Source organism: Streptomyces violaceus (assembly GCF_036014075.1).
Lineage (GTDB): Bacteria > Actinomycetota > Actinomycetes > Streptomycetales > Streptomycetaceae > Streptomyces > Streptomyces violaceus.
Genome location: NZ_CP107911.1, coordinates 757,588 through 772,327 on the forward strand (window position 1 = coordinate 757,588; position 14,740 = coordinate 772,327).

General features: G+C 70.6%; 10 protein-coding genes. 4 read left to right on the forward strand and 6 right to left on the reverse strand.

Going from position 1 to position 14,740, the window contains the following annotated elements; translation table 11 throughout:
- The first annotated feature begins 281 nt into the window (after nt 1–281).
- The 4 genes from OG542_RS03495 (at nt 282) to OG542_RS03510 (ending at nt 7,088) form a co-directional block, all read left to right on the forward strand.
- Nucleotides 282–1,247, forward strand: coding sequence for a glycoside hydrolase family 6 protein (locus OG542_RS03495; protein ID WP_328408069.1), 966 nt, complete (start codon nt 282–284; stop codon nt 1,245–1,247).
- A 495-nt stretch (nt 1,248–1,742) separates the two neighbouring features.
- Nucleotides 1,743–4,175 carry a SpoIIE family protein phosphatase gene (locus OG542_RS03500; RefSeq protein WP_328408071.1) on the forward strand — a complete coding sequence of 811 codons (2,433 nt, stop codon included), beginning with the start codon at nt 1,743–1,745 and terminating at the stop codon, nt 4,173–4,175.
- 817 nt (nt 4,176–4,992) lie between these two features.
- Nucleotides 4,993–5,475, forward strand: coding sequence for a DUF485 domain-containing protein (locus OG542_RS03505; protein WP_328408073.1), 483 nt, complete (start codon nt 4,993–4,995; stop codon nt 5,473–5,475).
- Nucleotides 5,472–7,088: a sodium/solute symporter gene (locus OG542_RS03510; protein WP_328408075.1), complete on the forward strand. Its 1,617-nt coding sequence runs from the start codon at nt 5,472–5,474 to the stop codon at nt 7,086–7,088. Before OG542_RS03505 ends, OG542_RS03510 begins: the two co-directional genes overlap by 4 nt.
- A 62-nt stretch (nt 7,089–7,150) precedes the next feature.
- On the opposite strand, the gene OG542_RS03515 is transcribed toward OG542_RS03510, so the two are convergent.
- From OG542_RS03515 to OG542_RS03540, 6 genes are all read right to left on the reverse strand, one after another.
- Entirely contained in the window at nt 7,151–9,574 is a 2,424-nt protein-coding gene (locus OG542_RS03515; RefSeq protein ID WP_328408077.1) for a SpoIIE family protein phosphatase, read from the reverse strand.
- Between the two features lie 186 nt (nt 9,575–9,760).
- Nucleotides 9,761–11,038 (reverse strand): ABC transporter substrate-binding protein, encoded by a 1,278-nt coding sequence (locus OG542_RS03520; RefSeq protein ID WP_311129162.1) that lies wholly within the window; start codon nt 11,036–11,038, stop codon nt 9,761–9,763.
- A 5-nt stretch (nt 11,039–11,043) separates the two neighbouring features.
- Nucleotides 11,044–12,231 (reverse strand): branched-chain amino acid ABC transporter permease, encoded by a 1,188-nt coding sequence (locus tag OG542_RS03525; RefSeq protein WP_328408080.1) that lies wholly within the window; start codon nt 12,229–12,231, stop codon nt 11,044–11,046.
- Entirely contained in the window at nt 12,228–13,109 is an 882-nt protein-coding gene (locus tag OG542_RS03530) for a branched-chain amino acid ABC transporter permease (protein ID WP_328408082.1), read from the reverse strand. Before OG542_RS03530 ends, OG542_RS03525 begins: the two co-directional genes overlap by 4 nt.
- Nucleotides 13,106–13,924, reverse strand: a complete 819-nt coding sequence (locus OG542_RS03535) for an ABC transporter ATP-binding protein (RefSeq protein ID WP_328408084.1) — start codon at nt 13,922–13,924, stop codon at nt 13,106–13,108. The genes OG542_RS03530 and OG542_RS03535 overlap by 4 nt, the downstream gene beginning before the upstream one ends.
- On the reverse strand, nt 13,921–14,679 hold the full coding sequence (locus tag OG542_RS03540) for an ABC transporter ATP-binding protein (protein ID WP_328408086.1): 759 nt from the start codon (nt 14,677–14,679) through the stop codon (nt 13,921–13,923). The genes OG542_RS03535 and OG542_RS03540 overlap by 4 nt, the downstream gene beginning before the upstream one ends.
- Nucleotides 14,680–14,740 lie beyond the last annotated feature (61 nt).

A 14,740-nucleotide genomic window follows, 5' to 3' on the forward strand; every position in this document is an offset into this window, starting at 1 on the left:
CTTCCCCCACGACCGGACCTCCGCAAGGCTGGAACCGCTTCCACTTTCGTGGTCGTTGAGGCTTGTTCTCGCCATCCGAATCGCGTTGCACATCGGCCCTTGACAGTTCAACTACCCCGCAACACCATACCGAACAGCCCCCGAACGATTTTCCAGTGCTGTTGGGACCGCTTCCAGTGGGAGCGCTCCCAAGATCAGGTCGTAACACCGCTCTTGCTCAGGTCGCACGCTCGGGACCCAGAGCGTGCGACGCCCCCCTGCCAGGAAATCGAGGTTCAGTCATGCGCCGCAGACTCCGCGCCTTGGCCGCAGCGTTCTTAGCTCTGCCGCTGGCGCTCGCCGCCGCACCGTCCGCCCACGCCGCTGACCCGACCACCATGACCAGTGGGTTCTACGTGGACCCCGAATCCAGCGCGAAGAGGTGGGCCGCCGCCAACCCCGGCGACGGCCGAGCCGCCGCCATCAACGCCTCCATCGCCAACACCCCGATGGCCCGCTGGTTCGGCTCCTGGAGCGGCACCATCGGCACCGCCACGGGCGGGTACGTGGGAGCGGCGGACCGCGTCGACAAGCTGCCCCTCCTCGTCGCCTACAACATCTACAACCGCGACTACTGCGGCGGGCACTCCGCGGGCGGCGCCGCCTCGCCGTCCGCCTACGCCGACTGGATCGCCCAGTTCGCCGGCGGGATCGCCAACCGTCCTGCCGTCGTCATCCTCGAACCGGACTCCCTCGGGGACTACGGCTGCATGACCCAGGCGCAGATCGACGAACGCGAGGGAATGCTCACCGGCGCCCTCGCCCAGTTCAGCCGTCAGGCCCCCAACACCTGGGTCTACATGGACGCCGGCAATCCGCGCTGGGCCGACGCGGCGACCATGGCCCGGCGCCTCCACGAAGCCGGCGTCCGACAGGCCCACGGCTTCTCGCTCAACATCTCCAACTACGTCGCCACCGCCGAGAACACCGCCTACGGCAACGCCGTCAACCGTGAACTGAGCTCCCGCTACGGCTACACCAAGCCGTTCGTCGTGGACACCAGCCGCAACGGCAACGGCTCCAACGGCCAGTGGTGCAACCCCTCGGGCCGCCGCATCGGCACCCCCACCCAGCTGGGCGGAGGCGCCGAGATGCTCTTGTGGATCAAGGTTCCGGGCGAATCCGACGGCAACTGCGGCGTCGGAGGCGGCTCCTCGGCCGGGCAGTTCCTCCCCGAGGTCGCCTACAAGATGATCTACGGCTACTGATCCCGGACTCCCGTGGCCTGGTACGCCCCGCCCCACGACCGGGCCACGGCGCCGCAGTCCACCACCGGACAGGAGCAGCCATGCATCACGTATGCCATACCGCGCCGCGCGGCCACCTTCACCGCGGCCCTCACCGCGACGCCGGCGCAAGCCACGCTCGCACAGGACGGGGCCACCCTGAAGCTGCATCAGGCGGCGGCTACCACCGGTTGAAGGCACACCACTCGGCAAGGCGCAGGACACGCGGGGTACCGCCCGGCCCCGACGACGGCCTCACGCTCGACGCGCCGCGGTGCGCCGGACGTGCGTGCCAGGAACGCCCCTAGCGCCGACCGCGGCCCCGGGAGCAGCCACTGCGCGGAAGCGGCGGCGGGTTTTCCCATCGCTCCGAGCAGGCCGGGGCGCCGTGGAGCGGGGGCGGATCTAGGCTGGAAGGAGCCGCTGGAAACCAGCCCTGGCGGGATGGCTGTCCGGACGGAGGCTTGACGCGTGGAAATGGCCGGCACAAAGGACGCCCCCACTGCCGCGGTCGTCGTGGACCCGGACGGCGTGGTGAGTGGCTGGAGCGAGGGCGGGCGGCTGCTGCTGGGCTGGACGGCGAAGGACACCGTCGGGCGTCCTGTGGCCGACCTGCTGGTCGATCCCCCACCCGCCGGCTTTCCCGAGGGCTACGGCGCCGGCCCCACGGGGTTCATTGCCCTGCGCCACCGGGACGGTTCCACGGTGGACGCCGTGCTGGCGGCGCAGCCGCTGTTCGGCCCCGACGGGCGGCCACTGGGTCACGTGGTGACCGTCCAGCGCTGGGGACGCCGCCCGGTGATCGCCGACCGGGCCTTCGAGCAGTCCCCCTTCGCTCTGGGTGTCTACGACCCTGAACTGCGGTTCCTGTGGATCAACGCCTCCTCGGGCCGGGTGATAGCGCACTCCGAGGAGCAAGTGCTCGGTAAGAAGTACCGCGAGCTCTTTCCCGAATTCGACCGCGAGCTGTTCCCCGAAAGGGACGACAAGCCCTACACCGACCAGCTCTCCGAAGTGGCGAGGACGGGCAAGCCCGCGCGTCTCATCACCGTCTTCCGCCCGCTCGGCAGCAACTACGCCAACGCCTGGGCCACCAGCATCTGGCCCGTCCGAGATGCCGAGGGAAGGGTCCGCGCGGTCGCCAACTGGGGATTCGACATGAGCGCCGAGTACTGGGCCCGGCAACGCCTGCTCATCCTCAACAAGGCCAGCGGCGGCATCGGCCGGACACTCGACGTGATCGGCACCGCCCAGGAGCTGGCCAGGACCCCGGTGCCGGGATTCGCCGATCTCGTCAGCGTGGATCTCTTCGACGAGGTGTTGCGTGGAGAGGAACCGCCCTCCGCGTCCGCGTTCACCCGCGGCGAGCCCATCCCGCTCAGCCGTGCCGCCCAACACAGCGCGAGGGGGGACACCGACCGGGCCCTCGGGCCCATGATTCCGGTCAGCCACGCTCCCGGTTCCGTAGCCGCCCGCTGCATGGCCACTGGCAGCTCCACCGTCGAGCTCGCCGCTGAGCCCGGCCAGGGAGGCGAATGGGCCTTCGGGCCCGGGCTCGCCGCCGACCCGGCCCACTGGCCACCGGGCAACCCGTTGATCGACGGGTCCATCGCCGCGGACGGGCTGACCGGCCGGATCACCGTGCCGCTCCGGGCGCGCGGCGCGCTGCTCGGCGTCGTCGCGTTCTCCCGCAGCGACCGGCCCGAGGCCTTCACCGCCGACGATCTGATCCTCGCCGAAGAACTGACCGCCAAGGCAGCCGTCGCCATCGACAACGCCCGTCGGTACTCGCGCGAACGCACGACCGCACTGACCCTGCAACGCAGCCTGCTGCCGCAGGGGCTGCCGAATCAGGAGGCGGTCGAGGTGGCATCCCGCTACCTGCCCGGCGGGGCCGGCGCCGAAGTGGGCGGTGACTGGTTCGACGTCATTCCGCTGTCCGGCGCCCGGGTCGCCCTGGTCGTCGGCGATGTAGTCGGCCACGGCCTGCACGCCTCGGCCAGCATGGGCCGGCTGCGCACGGCGGTGCGCACCCTCGCCGACGTCGACCTGCCACCGGACGAGCTGCTGACCCACCTGGACGACCTGGTCCTCCACCTCGCCAGCGACCTCCAGCCCGCCGACCACTTCCAGCCGGCCGGCGAGTCCGGGGCCACCTGCCTGTACACCGTCTACGACCCCGTCTCCCGGCGCTTCACGCTGGCGAGCGCCGGCCATCCCCTGCCCCTGATCATCTCCGCGGACGGCACCAGGACACCGGTACCCGCCCAGCCGGGACCACCGCTCGGTATCGGTGGGCTGCCTTTCGAGGCCACCGAGCTCGGGCTGCCCGAGGGCAGCCTGCTCGCCCTCTACACCGACGGACTGGTGCGAAGCCGCAAGCGCGACGTCGACGAGAGGATCGCCGAACTGCAGCGGATCCTGAACCACTCGGCCACCTCACTGGAGATCCTGTGCGACACGGTGATGGACGCCATGCTTTCCGAAAGCCGCACCGACGACGCCGCGCTGCTGCTCGCTCGCACTCACGCCCTGGATCCCCACCACGTCGCCGACTGGGACGTCGGACCCGACCCCGCGCAGGTGCCGGGCGCCAGGAAGTTCGCCGTCGACCAGGTGGACGCCTGGGGCCTGGAGGAGGCGGCCTTCGTCACCGAACTGGTCGTCAGCGAGCTGGTCACCAACGCCATCAGATACGGCGAGCCGCCGATCAGGCTGCGGCTGATTCGTGATACGTCCCTGATCTGCGAGGTCTCCGACGCCAGCAGCACCGCCCCGCACCTACGCCGGGCCCGTGCCTTCGACGAGGGCGGCCGGGGCCTGTTGCTCGTCGCCCAGCTCACCCAGGGGTGGGGCACCCGGCACACCACCAGCGGCAAGACGATCTGGTGCGCGCAGGCCCTCCCCTAGCCTGAGCCGCGCCCGGCTCCGAGCCCCGCGGGGCGTCGCGGCCTCGCGGTGGCCTTCTCCACCGGTGCCCGAGCCGCGGAGAACGCGCGGTTGACCGTGCGCTCGGTCGGCGAGGGTCGCGCCGTTTGGCCGGGCGCCTGACCAGCCGCCCGGGCAGCTCCTCGGCCCTCGCGAGCCGTTCGACCTCGCCGAGCCCCGGCTCCGGCATCCCGATCAGCACCCGAGCCGGCACGGCGGCGTGCACGCGGGCGATGTCGCCGTCGCGGCCGTGGAAAGACCCCGCGTCGTCCTCCGCGGCTCGGCCGGCTCAGCCGAGCAGGTGCGCGCCGCTGCTGTTCGGTGTTGAGCTGCACCTGGAGCTCGAAGGATGGTCCCGTTCCGCGGCGGCGACCAGGGTGCGGCGAAACGCCTCGTTGTCCGCCCGCCGTCCACGATCTGGTGCGTGAGAGCGGCCAGGCACTCGGCCGTCGGCACGGTACGGATCTTGGCGGTGCGATCGCCGTACCGGAAGACACCCATGCTGTTGTAGGTGTACGACAGCAGGCAGCCCTGGTAAACCCCGCCCGCCGCAAGACCTGGATGGCGGAGTGTGACCTTCCGTGGGTGGTGCGGACTACCCGGCCGACGGCCTCGCGCTCGACCGATGTGCCGGTGCGCTGCGCCACCTGTGCGACCACTGCGTCATGCCGCTCACATCAATTCCGAAATGTGACCTACGGCAGACTTACAGGCATTCCAACCAGTCGGTATGGTGCGCCGCCTGAAGCGTCCTTTCCCGTTCACCTCACGGATCCGAGCCGTAGTGGAAGGCCAGGCGATGACATACGCCGACGAGAACCGGTACCCACCCTCAGCACAGCCCTATGGGATCCCCCCTCGACACGAGACGTACGGACAGAACCCGTGGCCGGAGCCGTACGGGCACGACGCCCCGGGATACGACTCATACGGGCGGCAAGCCCCATGGGACGCCCCCTACGCGCACGAGGCCCATCGAGACGACGCCGACCTCGCCGCCCTCCGCTCGGCCTACCGCCTGCTCCGCCGGATCTCCACGCTCACCGCACTCGGCTCCTTCGTGGTGTATGTCGTGCTGTCCTGCTACGCGCCCGGTCTGATGGGATCCAAGGTCACCGGAGAGCTGAGCCTGGGCATGGCCCTGGGCATCCTCCAACTCGTCGTCACCTTCGCGGCGGTCTCCTGGTACGGACGCAGCGCACGACGCTCTGTGGATCCGCTGGCCCGCGCCGTCAGGGAGCGGGCAGTCCCGGCCGGCCGGCACGCGGGGATGGCGAGATGAACGACTTCAGCTCCGGGACGCAGGCCCTCGTCCTGGTTCTGTTCACCACGCTGGTCACCGTCACGCTGCTGATGTGCGTCATGGCTGGACCGGACCGCGACGACCTGACGAACTTCTACACCGGCTACCTGTCGCTCACCCCGCTCAAGAACGGCCTGGCGATCGCGGGCGACTACATCTCCGCGGCCACGGTGCTCAGTACCACCGGGATCATCGCGCTCACCGGATACGACGGCTATGTCCTCGCGGTCAGCACCGCCCTGTCCCTGGTGCTGCTGATGTTCCTGCTGGCCGAACCCCTGCGCAACGCGGGCAGGTTCACCATGGGCGACGTCCTGGCCCGCAACATGCCCGGACGGGCCGTGCGTATCGCGGCCTGCCTGGTGACGCTCTCGGCGACCCTGCCTTTCCTGGTCGTCCAGCTCTCCGGAGCCGGGTCGCTGCTCACCTTCATCCTCGACATCCCGCACGCGGCGGGCGCCAGGACGGCGTCCATCGTCATCGTCGGCACTCTGATGATCATCTATGCGGCGATCGGCGGTATGCGGGGCACAGCGCTCATTCAGATGATCAAGATCGTGCTCCTGCTCGGCACCAGCATCGCCGTCGCCGCTCTCGTACTCAACCGCTTCGACTGGAGCCCCGGCGACATCCTCCGGGCCGCCCAGCACGGCAGCGGCGCGGGCCCCGCCTACCTTCAGCAGGGTCTACAGCTCGGCACTTCCACCGGTGGCCGGCTGGACTTCGTCGGTTTCCAGATCACCGTCATCCTCGGCGTGGCCTGCCTGCCCCACATCACGATGCGCCTCTACTCCGCCCAGGACGTACCGGCCGTGCGTCGCTCCATGTCCTGGGCAGTCGGCACGGTCACCGCGTTCTGCCTGCTCGTGATCATCATGGGTACGGGCGCGGCGGCCCTGGTGGGATCGCAGCACATCACCGCGGCCGACCCGCACGGCAGGACGTCGGTGCTCATGCTGTCCCAGATGCTCGGCGGGGCCCCCGGCTCCGCGGGCGCGGCGATCCTGTACTCGGCCGTGGCAGGCATGGTGTTCATCACCCTGCTGTCGTCGGTCGCGGGGATGACCCTGGCCGCGGCTTCGTCACTCGCCCACGACCTGTTCGCTCATGCGGTGCGGCGGGGACGGGCCGAGCCCCGTACCGAGATGACGGTGGCGGCGTGGACGAGCGTGGCCGTGGGGATCGTCGCCATCGGGCTCGCCACCATGGTGCAGTACTGGGACGCCGGCGTGCTGACCACGCTGGCCATCTGCATCGGGGCATCGGCGGTGGCACCCGCGCTCACCTACTCCCTGTTCTGGCGAGGGTTCACGCGCACCGGCCTGCTCGCCACCCTCTACGGCGGCGCGGCCTGCGCGTTGCTGCTCATGGTCTTCTCCAGGGCCGTTTCGGGCACGCCGTCCGCCGTCTTCCCGCATGCCGACTTCGACCTGTTCCCCATGCAGTCCACCGGGCTGGTCTCCATCCCATTCGGCTATCTCGCGGGCTGGCTGGGCAGCCGTCTGGACCACCGTCTCCGTGCCGCCGACAGCCGTGAGCAGCGGCGCCTGTACGAGGAGAGCGAGGCACGGCTTCTCGCCGCAGCCGAATGACCACGGCGGCGCGGGTGGGCCGGCCCCAGGCGGCCTCCCGCGCCGGCCGCGGCCCGGGACGGTCAGACGGGCGGGCCGGTCAGCGGTTGTTCGGTCCACACGGTCTTGCCCTCGCGTGTGTAGCGGGCACCCCAGCGTTCGGTCATCTGGGCCACCAGGAACAGGCCGCGCCCGCCCTCGTCGGTCGTACGGGCGTGGCGCAGGTGCGGTGAGGTGTGGCTGGTGTCGCTGACCTCGCACACCAGACACTGCTCACGGATCAGCCGCAGGGTCGCGGGGCCGCCGGCGTAGCGATAGACGTTGGTGACCAGTTCGCTGGCGACCAACGCGGTGGTGAACGCCAGGTGCTCCAGACCCCACTCGGTCAGCTTGGCCGAGGTCAACGCCCTGGCCCGGCCGGCGCTGGCGGGCTCCGGCGGCAGACGCCAGGAGGCGACACTGTCCGGTGGCAGCATGCGGGTGCGGGCGATCAGCAGGACGACGTCGTCGCTGGGGCGCGAGGGCACCAGCGCGTCGACCACCGCTTGGCAGGTGCGCTCCAGGGCGCCCGCAGGGCGGGCGAGCGCTGCGCACAGCTTCGTCAGGCCGACGTCGGCGTCGATGTGGCGCTCGCCGATGATTCCGTTGGTGTACAGGCTCAGCAGGCTTCCCTCGGCCAGTTCGATGTCCCGGGCCTCGAACGGCAGGCCGCCCAGGCCGAGCGGTGGGCCGGCGGGCAGGTCGAGAAGCGCCACCTGTCCATCGGGAGCGGTCACCACCGGCGGCGGATGACCGGCGCGGGCGACGGAGCAGCGTCCGGCGACCGGGTCGTACACGGCGTACAGGCACGTGGCGCCGACGACCTGCTCACCCACGGGCCGCTCGCCGACTGCCTCCTGTTCGGCCGCCAGCAGGTTGACCAGGTCGTCGAGGCGGGAGAGGACCTCGTCCGGTTCCAGGTCGAGGCTGGCGAGCGTATGGACGGCGGTGCGCAGCCGGCCCATGGTGGCGGCGGCATGGATACCGCGTCCCACCACGTCGCCGACGACGAGGGCGACCCGGGCCCCGGACAGGGGAATGACGTCGAACCAGTCGCCGCCCAGACCCGGGCCCGCGCTGGCCGGCAGGTACCGCAGGGCCACCTCGACGGCCGACTGGTCCGGAACCGCCCGGGGCAGCAGGCTGCTCTGCAGGGTGAACGCGGTCTGCTGCTGCTGGGTGAAGCGCCGGGCGTTGTCGATGGCGACGGCGGCGCGCGAGGCGAGTTCCTGGGCGAGGGTGAGATCGTCCGTCTCGAAGGCATCGGGGCGGCGCGAGCGCCACAGGGTCATCACACCGAGCACCAGGCCGCGCGCGGCAAGAGGTACCACGATCAGGGAGTGGGCGCCCAGGTCCGGAGCCTGGGCCCCCTGACGGCCTGCCGCCGCGACCCAGTCGGGCGGGAGAACCGGCTCCAGGACGGGCCGGCCCTCGGCCAGGCATCCGGCCTGCGGTGTGCCGGGCCCGAACTCCACGGGCTCGCCCTCGGGGTGCGGCGGGCCGGGTTGCTGGGCACCGACGCCGCAGGTCCCCAGCCGGACCACGGGCCCTGCTGCCACGGCGCGGGTCGGTTCCTCACCGCGCGTCACCGCCTGAAGCAGGTCCACCGACGCATGGTCGGCGAGGTGGGGCACCATCACTTCGGCCAGTTCCCGCGCGGTCTCGGCCACGTCGAGCGTGGTTCCGATACGGCTGCCCACCTGGTCGAGGAGCGCGAGCCGGCGCTGGGCCCGATGGCGGTCGGTGATGTCCTCGATCATCTCGGCCACACCCAGGACGCGGCCGGAGGGATCCTCCAACCGGAAGGACGAGACCAACGCGACCCGTTCCCGTGCCGGATCCTGCTCCAGGCGAACGAACTGCTCGGAGTAGACCAGCGGTCTTCCCGTCTGCATCACCTGGCGCACACGGTCCACAGCCTTGCGCGCGTCGTCGGAGAGGAGCATCCGGCCGGTGGACATCCCCTGAAAGTCCGCTGCCGGGACGCCGCTGAACCGTTCGATGGCCCGATTGACCCGGAGGATCCTCTGGTCGGGACCGTGGACGACCAAGCCGATCGGGCACTGGCGGTACAAACCGTCGAGAACCGCGCGGTCCCGCTGCCACTCGAGGACGTCACCCGCGAGTGCCCCCGCAAGAAACCACTCACGGCCCCGGTCACCGCGTGACAGCTCATGGGCCCTGAGCCCCAGCTCCACGAGCTGCCCGTCGCGGTGGCGCAAGGGGAGCACGCCGAACCAGCCACCGGCTCTCCTGCAGTTCGCCGCGGCCTCGGTGACAGCCGGGAGATCACCAGGAGCGACAAGGACCTCGATCGCCGGACGACCGATCACGGCTGTGTCCGGATGGCCGAGCAGCTCCTGAGCCCGCCGGTTCCATCCGACCACCACGCCCCGGTCGTCGAGCACCACCACGGCAGCGAGGTGCGGGGCGAACGGATCGTCGTGGCTTTCGCTGAGCTCCGTCATCGGCTTCTCCACCGCTGGACACCACCGTGTACTCGGTCGCCGATGTTCAGCCTATTGAAACCCGGCGGAGGCCGCGGCCTTGTCCGGCGCGCGGCGCGGCGTGGCGGGCAAGAGGGGTTATGACGGGCTGCGGGGCCGGTCCCCAGGGGTCGGTGCCTCGACCGCCTGGGCCCCGGCCCCGCAGGCTCACTTCGCCAGCGGGCCGAACTCCTTGCGGGTGTCCACCGGCTTGCCGAACAGCTGCCACCGCTCGCCCTTGAAGCGCATCAGCTGCATCGTCTCGATCGGGAAGGCGTCATCGGACCCGGTGGAGAGGGTGACACCGGGGAGCAGCATGTCCACCTTGACGTCCTTGAGGTTACGCACCGCGTCCCGCAGTCCCTCCCTGGTCGGGCACTTCATCGCGTCCAAGGCCTTGTGCAGGCTGGAGGCGGCGGCCCACCCGTAGGCGTTGAACTGGTTGGCCGGGTCGGATCCGGGCGCGTGCTTGCGCAGCGCTTCCCGGTACGTCTTCATCTCCGCGTCGTCCGCCCACTGCGGGTCGGCGGGGTCCTTGAAGTAGGTCGCCGAGACTACTCCCTGGACGTTCTTGAATCCGACGGGCTTCAGCACGGTGGCGGACGAGGACACGTTGTTCACGATGTGCAGCGGGTTCCACTTGGTGTTCTTGGCATCGGCGGCGAGGGCCTGGCTGCCGAACTTCGGCGTGGTGATGTTGAGCAGCACATCCGCCTTGGACCGGGCGAGGCTCGTCATCTGCGCCGAGACGGAAGGGTCGGTGACCTCGTAGCTCTCCTCGGCGACCACCTTGATGCCGCTGTCACCGAGGGCCTCCTCGAACCCGCCGAGAAGATCCTTGCCGAAGTCGTCGTTCTGGTAGAGGACGGCGACCTTGGCCTTCGGCTTCTCCTCCTTGAGGTATTTGGCGTACACGCGTGCCTCGGAAATGTAGTTCGGCTGCCAGCCGGTGGTCCACGGGTGCTTGTCGTCCGTGCCCCAGACGGAGGCGCCGGTGGCGACGAAAGGCTGCGGCACCTTCCGCTTGTCGAGGTAGTCCCACACGGCGGCCGTGGACGGGGTGCCCAGGGTCTGGAAGACGGCGAAGACCTTCTCCTGCTCGACGAGTCTGCGGGCCTCCTCGACCGCCTTGGGCGGCTGGTAGCCGTCGTCGCGGACGATGAACTCGACTGTGCGGCCGTCGATGCCGCCCTTGTCGTTGACCTGCTTGAAGTAGGCGCTCACGCCCTTGCTGATCGTGCCGTACGCGGAGGCCGGTCCCGACAGTGGGTAGATGCCGCCCAGCTTGATGCTCTTGTCGGTGATGCCGGTGGTCTGCTGGCCCTGGCACGCGCCGTCGGCGGCGGCGTCCTTGTCGTCCTGCCCGCGCTGACTGTTGCAGGCGGTGGCGAGGAGCAGGGCGGCGGAAGCGGCCGCGGCCGCCCGCACAGTGGTCTTTTTGCGCATGTGATTCATTCCTTTTCCGTGCGGGGCGGTGCGCCCACGGGTTCGGCATCGGCAGGGGCGGGATCCGCCGGGGTGGGGGGCGCGGAGGGTTCGGGGTCGGACGTCCGGTCGTCGTCGGCGGAGGGTTCGGGGTCGGACGTCCGGTCGTCGTCGGCGGAGGGTTCGGGGTCGGACGTCCGGTCGTCGTCGGCGGCGGGGGTGGTGGTGCGGGTGAGTCGACGGGTGGCGGTGCCCCGGACACGGCCAGCCAGTCCGGCCAGTCCCGTCGGCGCCACGAACATCACCGCGATGATCAGCAGGCCGAACACCACACCGGGTGCCGCCTCGCTGATGTCCTGGGCCACGCTCGGCACGTACATCACGAAGGCCGCCCCCAGCAGCGGTCCGTACAGCGAGGCGAGCCCTCCGACCACCAGGCCGGCCAGCAGCGTGATGGACAGGACGAAGCTGAACGAGTCGGGTGAGACGAAGCCGATCACCCAGGTGTAGACGCACCCGGAGACGCCCGCGAACAGCGCGCTCCACGCGAAGGCGAGCGTCTTGTGCAGGGACAGCCGTACGCCCATGACCTCCGCGGCGCTCTCGTTGTCCCGCACGGCGAGCAGCGCCCGGCCGATGCGGGACCGCAGCAGGTTGCGGGCGAGCAGCAGGGCCACCGCGGTGACGGCGAGGACGACGTAGTACGTCCACTGGTCCTCGGCCAGCCCGCTCCACGCGGGCGGTTGCGGCTTGTCGACGGTCAGGCCCATGGAACCGCCCGTCACCGGCTCGAGCCGTTTGAGCAGCGGCGGCAGGAACACCGCGAAGGCGAGCGTGACCAGGGCCAGGTACAGCCCCCGCAGCCGCAGGGCGGGCACCCCGAAGCCGAGGCCCAGCAGGAAGCATCCGGCGGCCGCGACGGGCAGCGTGGCCAGGTGGCCGGTGTCGTACCGGTCGAGCATGACCGCCGCCGTGTAGGCCCCCGCCGCGAAGAACGCGCCGTGCCCGAGAGAGATCTGCCCGCCGAATCCGACCAGCAGGTTCAGTCCGGCCAGCGCCACGGCGTACAGCAGCACCATGGTCAGCTGGAAGACCTGGAAGGGGGCGAAGTAGAACGGTGCGCACACGGCGACGGCCGCCACGAGCAGCGCGGTGAGCGCGGCCCTCAGACGCCGGGCGCGGTCGGTGCCGAGTGTTGCGACGATCGTGCTCATGCGCGCTCCACCGCCGCCCGTCCGAACAGGCCCTGGGGCCGCACCAGCAGCACCGCCAGGATGATCACCAGGGGTACGCCCACCTTCAGATCGGCTCCGACCACGTCCACGTAGGCCCCGGCCAGCGTCTCGGCGACGCCCACGCACAGGCCGCCGACGACCGCGCCGACCGGGCTGTCGAAGCCTCCGAGGGTGGCCGCGGCGAACGCGTAGATCAGCACTCCGCCCATCATGTTGGGCTCGAGGAAGAGCAGCGGGGCGACGAGCACGCCCGACACGGCGCCGACCGTCGCGGCCAGCCCCCAGCCGAGCATCAGCACGCGGCCCACCCTGATGCCCGACAGCCGGGCGGAGGCGGGGTTGCAGGCGACCGCACGCATCACCAAGCCGCTGGAGGTGTGCTGGAACAGCAGGTACAGCAGGCCCATCACGGTGGCGACGACCGCGATGATCCCCAGGGTCGACCAGTCCACGCGTACCCCGGCCAGGTCGATCCCGCCGCCGGGGAACGGCTGCGGGAAGTCCTTCACGGTGAACGACCAGATCAGACCTGCCATCGCGTTGACGAAGATGAACAGGCCCACGGTGACGATGACCATCGTCAGCTCGGGCGCGTTCCGCACGGGACGGATGACGATCCGCTCGACGAGCATGCCGCCGGCGAAGGACACCGCCAGGGTGACCGGCAGCGCGAGCCAGAAGGACATCCCGGACGCCACGAGCTGCCACGCCACGTACGTGGAGATCATGGCGAGCTCACCCTGCGCGAAGTTCACGATCCCGGTGAACCGGTGGATCAGCACCAGGGCCAGCGCCAGGCTGGCATAGACCGCGCCGGAGCCGACCCCTTCCACCACTTGCTGGAGCAGTTCGGTCACGGCGCTCCCCCGTCCTTTCCGGAGCGGACGGAGACACCGAGGTACACCTCGGCGACCTGCCCGTCCTCGCGGATCTCCCGGGACGGCCCGGACAGCACCAGGCGGCCGGCCTCCAGTACGTGCGCCCGGTGCGCGAGATCGAGTGCGAGCTGGGCGTTCTGCTCTACGACGACCACGGTGGTGCGTTCCTCCTCGTTGACGGCACGGACGATCTCGAACAGCTCCCGCGTGACCAGCGGCGCGAGTCCCAGCGACGGCTCGTCCAGGAGCAGCAGGGCGGGCCGCAGCATCAGCGCCCTGCCGATGGCGAGCATCTGCTGTTCGCCGCCGCTGAGGCTGCCGGCGGCCTGGCGGGACCGTTGGCGCAGCTTGGGGAAGTAGCCGTAGATCCGTTCCAGGTCGGCCGCCACGGCCGCCCGTTCGGCGCTGCCCCGCCGCCACCGCCCGGTGCGCACGTGGGCGCCGATGCGCAGGTTCTCCTCGACGGTCAGGTCGTTGAAGGTGCCGCGGCCCTCGGGTACGTGCGCCACGCCGAGACGGGCGGTCTGCTCGGGCGAGCGGCCCAGCAACTCCGTGCCGTTCAACGTCACCGAGCCGCGTCCGCGGACCATGCCGCACAGGGCCCGCAGTGTTGTCGTCTTGCCCGCGCCGTTGGGCCCGAGGATCGCGCACACCTCGCCGCGTGCGACGGCGAAGTCGAGCCCCTGGAGCACGCGGGCCTGGCCGTATCCGGCATGCAGCCCGGTGACCTTCAGGAAGTCCGGCTCCGCGTTCGCCTGCCCGGCCTCGGTGCTGTCGGTGGTGGGTTCGGTCATGCCGCCACCCCCAGATACGCCTCGATGACCGCCGGGTCGCGCTGGATCTCCTCCGGCGAGCCCTCGGCGATCTTGCGTCCGAAGTCGAGGCAGACCACCTTGTCGCACAGGCCCATCACGAAGCCCATGTGGTGTTCGACCACCACGAGCGTGAGGTCGAACTCCTGACGCACCGACCGGACCAGATCCGCGAATTGGCCGACCTCGCCGTGGCTGAGCCCGTTGACGGGTTCGTCGAGCAACAGCAGCCGGGGGCGTACCGCGAGCGCCCGGGCGAGTTCGACGCGTTTGAGCGTGCCGAACGGCAGCCCGGAGGCGGGGTGGTCTGCGACCTCCGCCAAGCCGAGACGCCGTAGCAAGTCGTCCGCCTGGTCACGTAGTTCCCTCTCCTCCCGCCGGACGCGGGGCAGCCGGAGCGCCGCGGCGAGGTGTCCTGTGTGCCCCCGGCTGTGGGCGCCGACCATGACGTTCTCCCGGACCGTGAGCAGCGGGAACAGACCCAGGTTCTGGAAGGTGCGGGCGATGCCGCGCCCGGCCACGGAGTGCGGCGGGAGGGCGAGCAGGTCCTCGTCCTCGAACCGCACCGTCCCCGCATCGGGGGTGCAACGCCTGGTGAGGCAGTTGAACAAGGTGGTCTTGCCGGCTCCGTTCGGTCCGATGAGCCCCACGGCGGTGCCCGGCTCGACGGTGAACGCGACACCGTCCAGTGCCGTGATCCCGCCGAAGCGCACGCTGATACCGTCGACCGCGAGCATGAGTGACGCCCCTTCCGAGGTGCTGGGGGGTGGGCGAGCGTCACAGTAGGTGGGGGCCTTC

Coding starts and splice junctions, on each gene's coding strand:
- OG542_RS03495 (WP_328408069.1), top strand. CDS start 282: ATGCGCCGCAGACTCCGCGCCTTGGCCGCAGCGTTCTTAGCTCTGCCG.
- OG542_RS03500 (WP_328408071.1), top strand. CDS start 1,743: ATGGCCGGCACAAAGGACGCCCCCACTGCCGCGGTCGTCGTGGACCCG.
- OG542_RS03505 (WP_328408073.1), top strand. CDS start 4,993: ATGACATACGCCGACGAGAACCGGTACCCACCCTCAGCACAGCCCTAT.
- OG542_RS03510 (WP_328408075.1), top strand. CDS start 5,472: ATGAACGACTTCAGCTCCGGGACGCAGGCCCTCGTCCTGGTTCTGTTC.
- OG542_RS03515 (WP_328408077.1), bottom strand. CDS start 9,574: ATGACGGAGCTCAGCGAAAGCCACGACGATCCGTTCGCCCCGCACCTC.
- OG542_RS03520 (WP_311129162.1), bottom strand. CDS start 11,038: ATGCGCAAAAAGACCACTGTGCGGGCGGCCGCGGCCGCTTCCGCCGCC.
- OG542_RS03525 (WP_328408080.1), bottom strand. CDS start 12,231: ATGAGCACGATCGTCGCAACACTCGGCACCGACCGCGCCCGGCGTCTG.
- OG542_RS03535 (WP_328408084.1), bottom strand. CDS start 13,924: ATGACCGAACCCACCACCGACAGCACCGAGGCCGGGCAGGCGAACGCG.
- OG542_RS03540 (WP_328408086.1), bottom strand. CDS start 14,679: ATGCTCGCGGTCGACGGTATCAGCGTGCGCTTCGGCGGGATCACGGCA.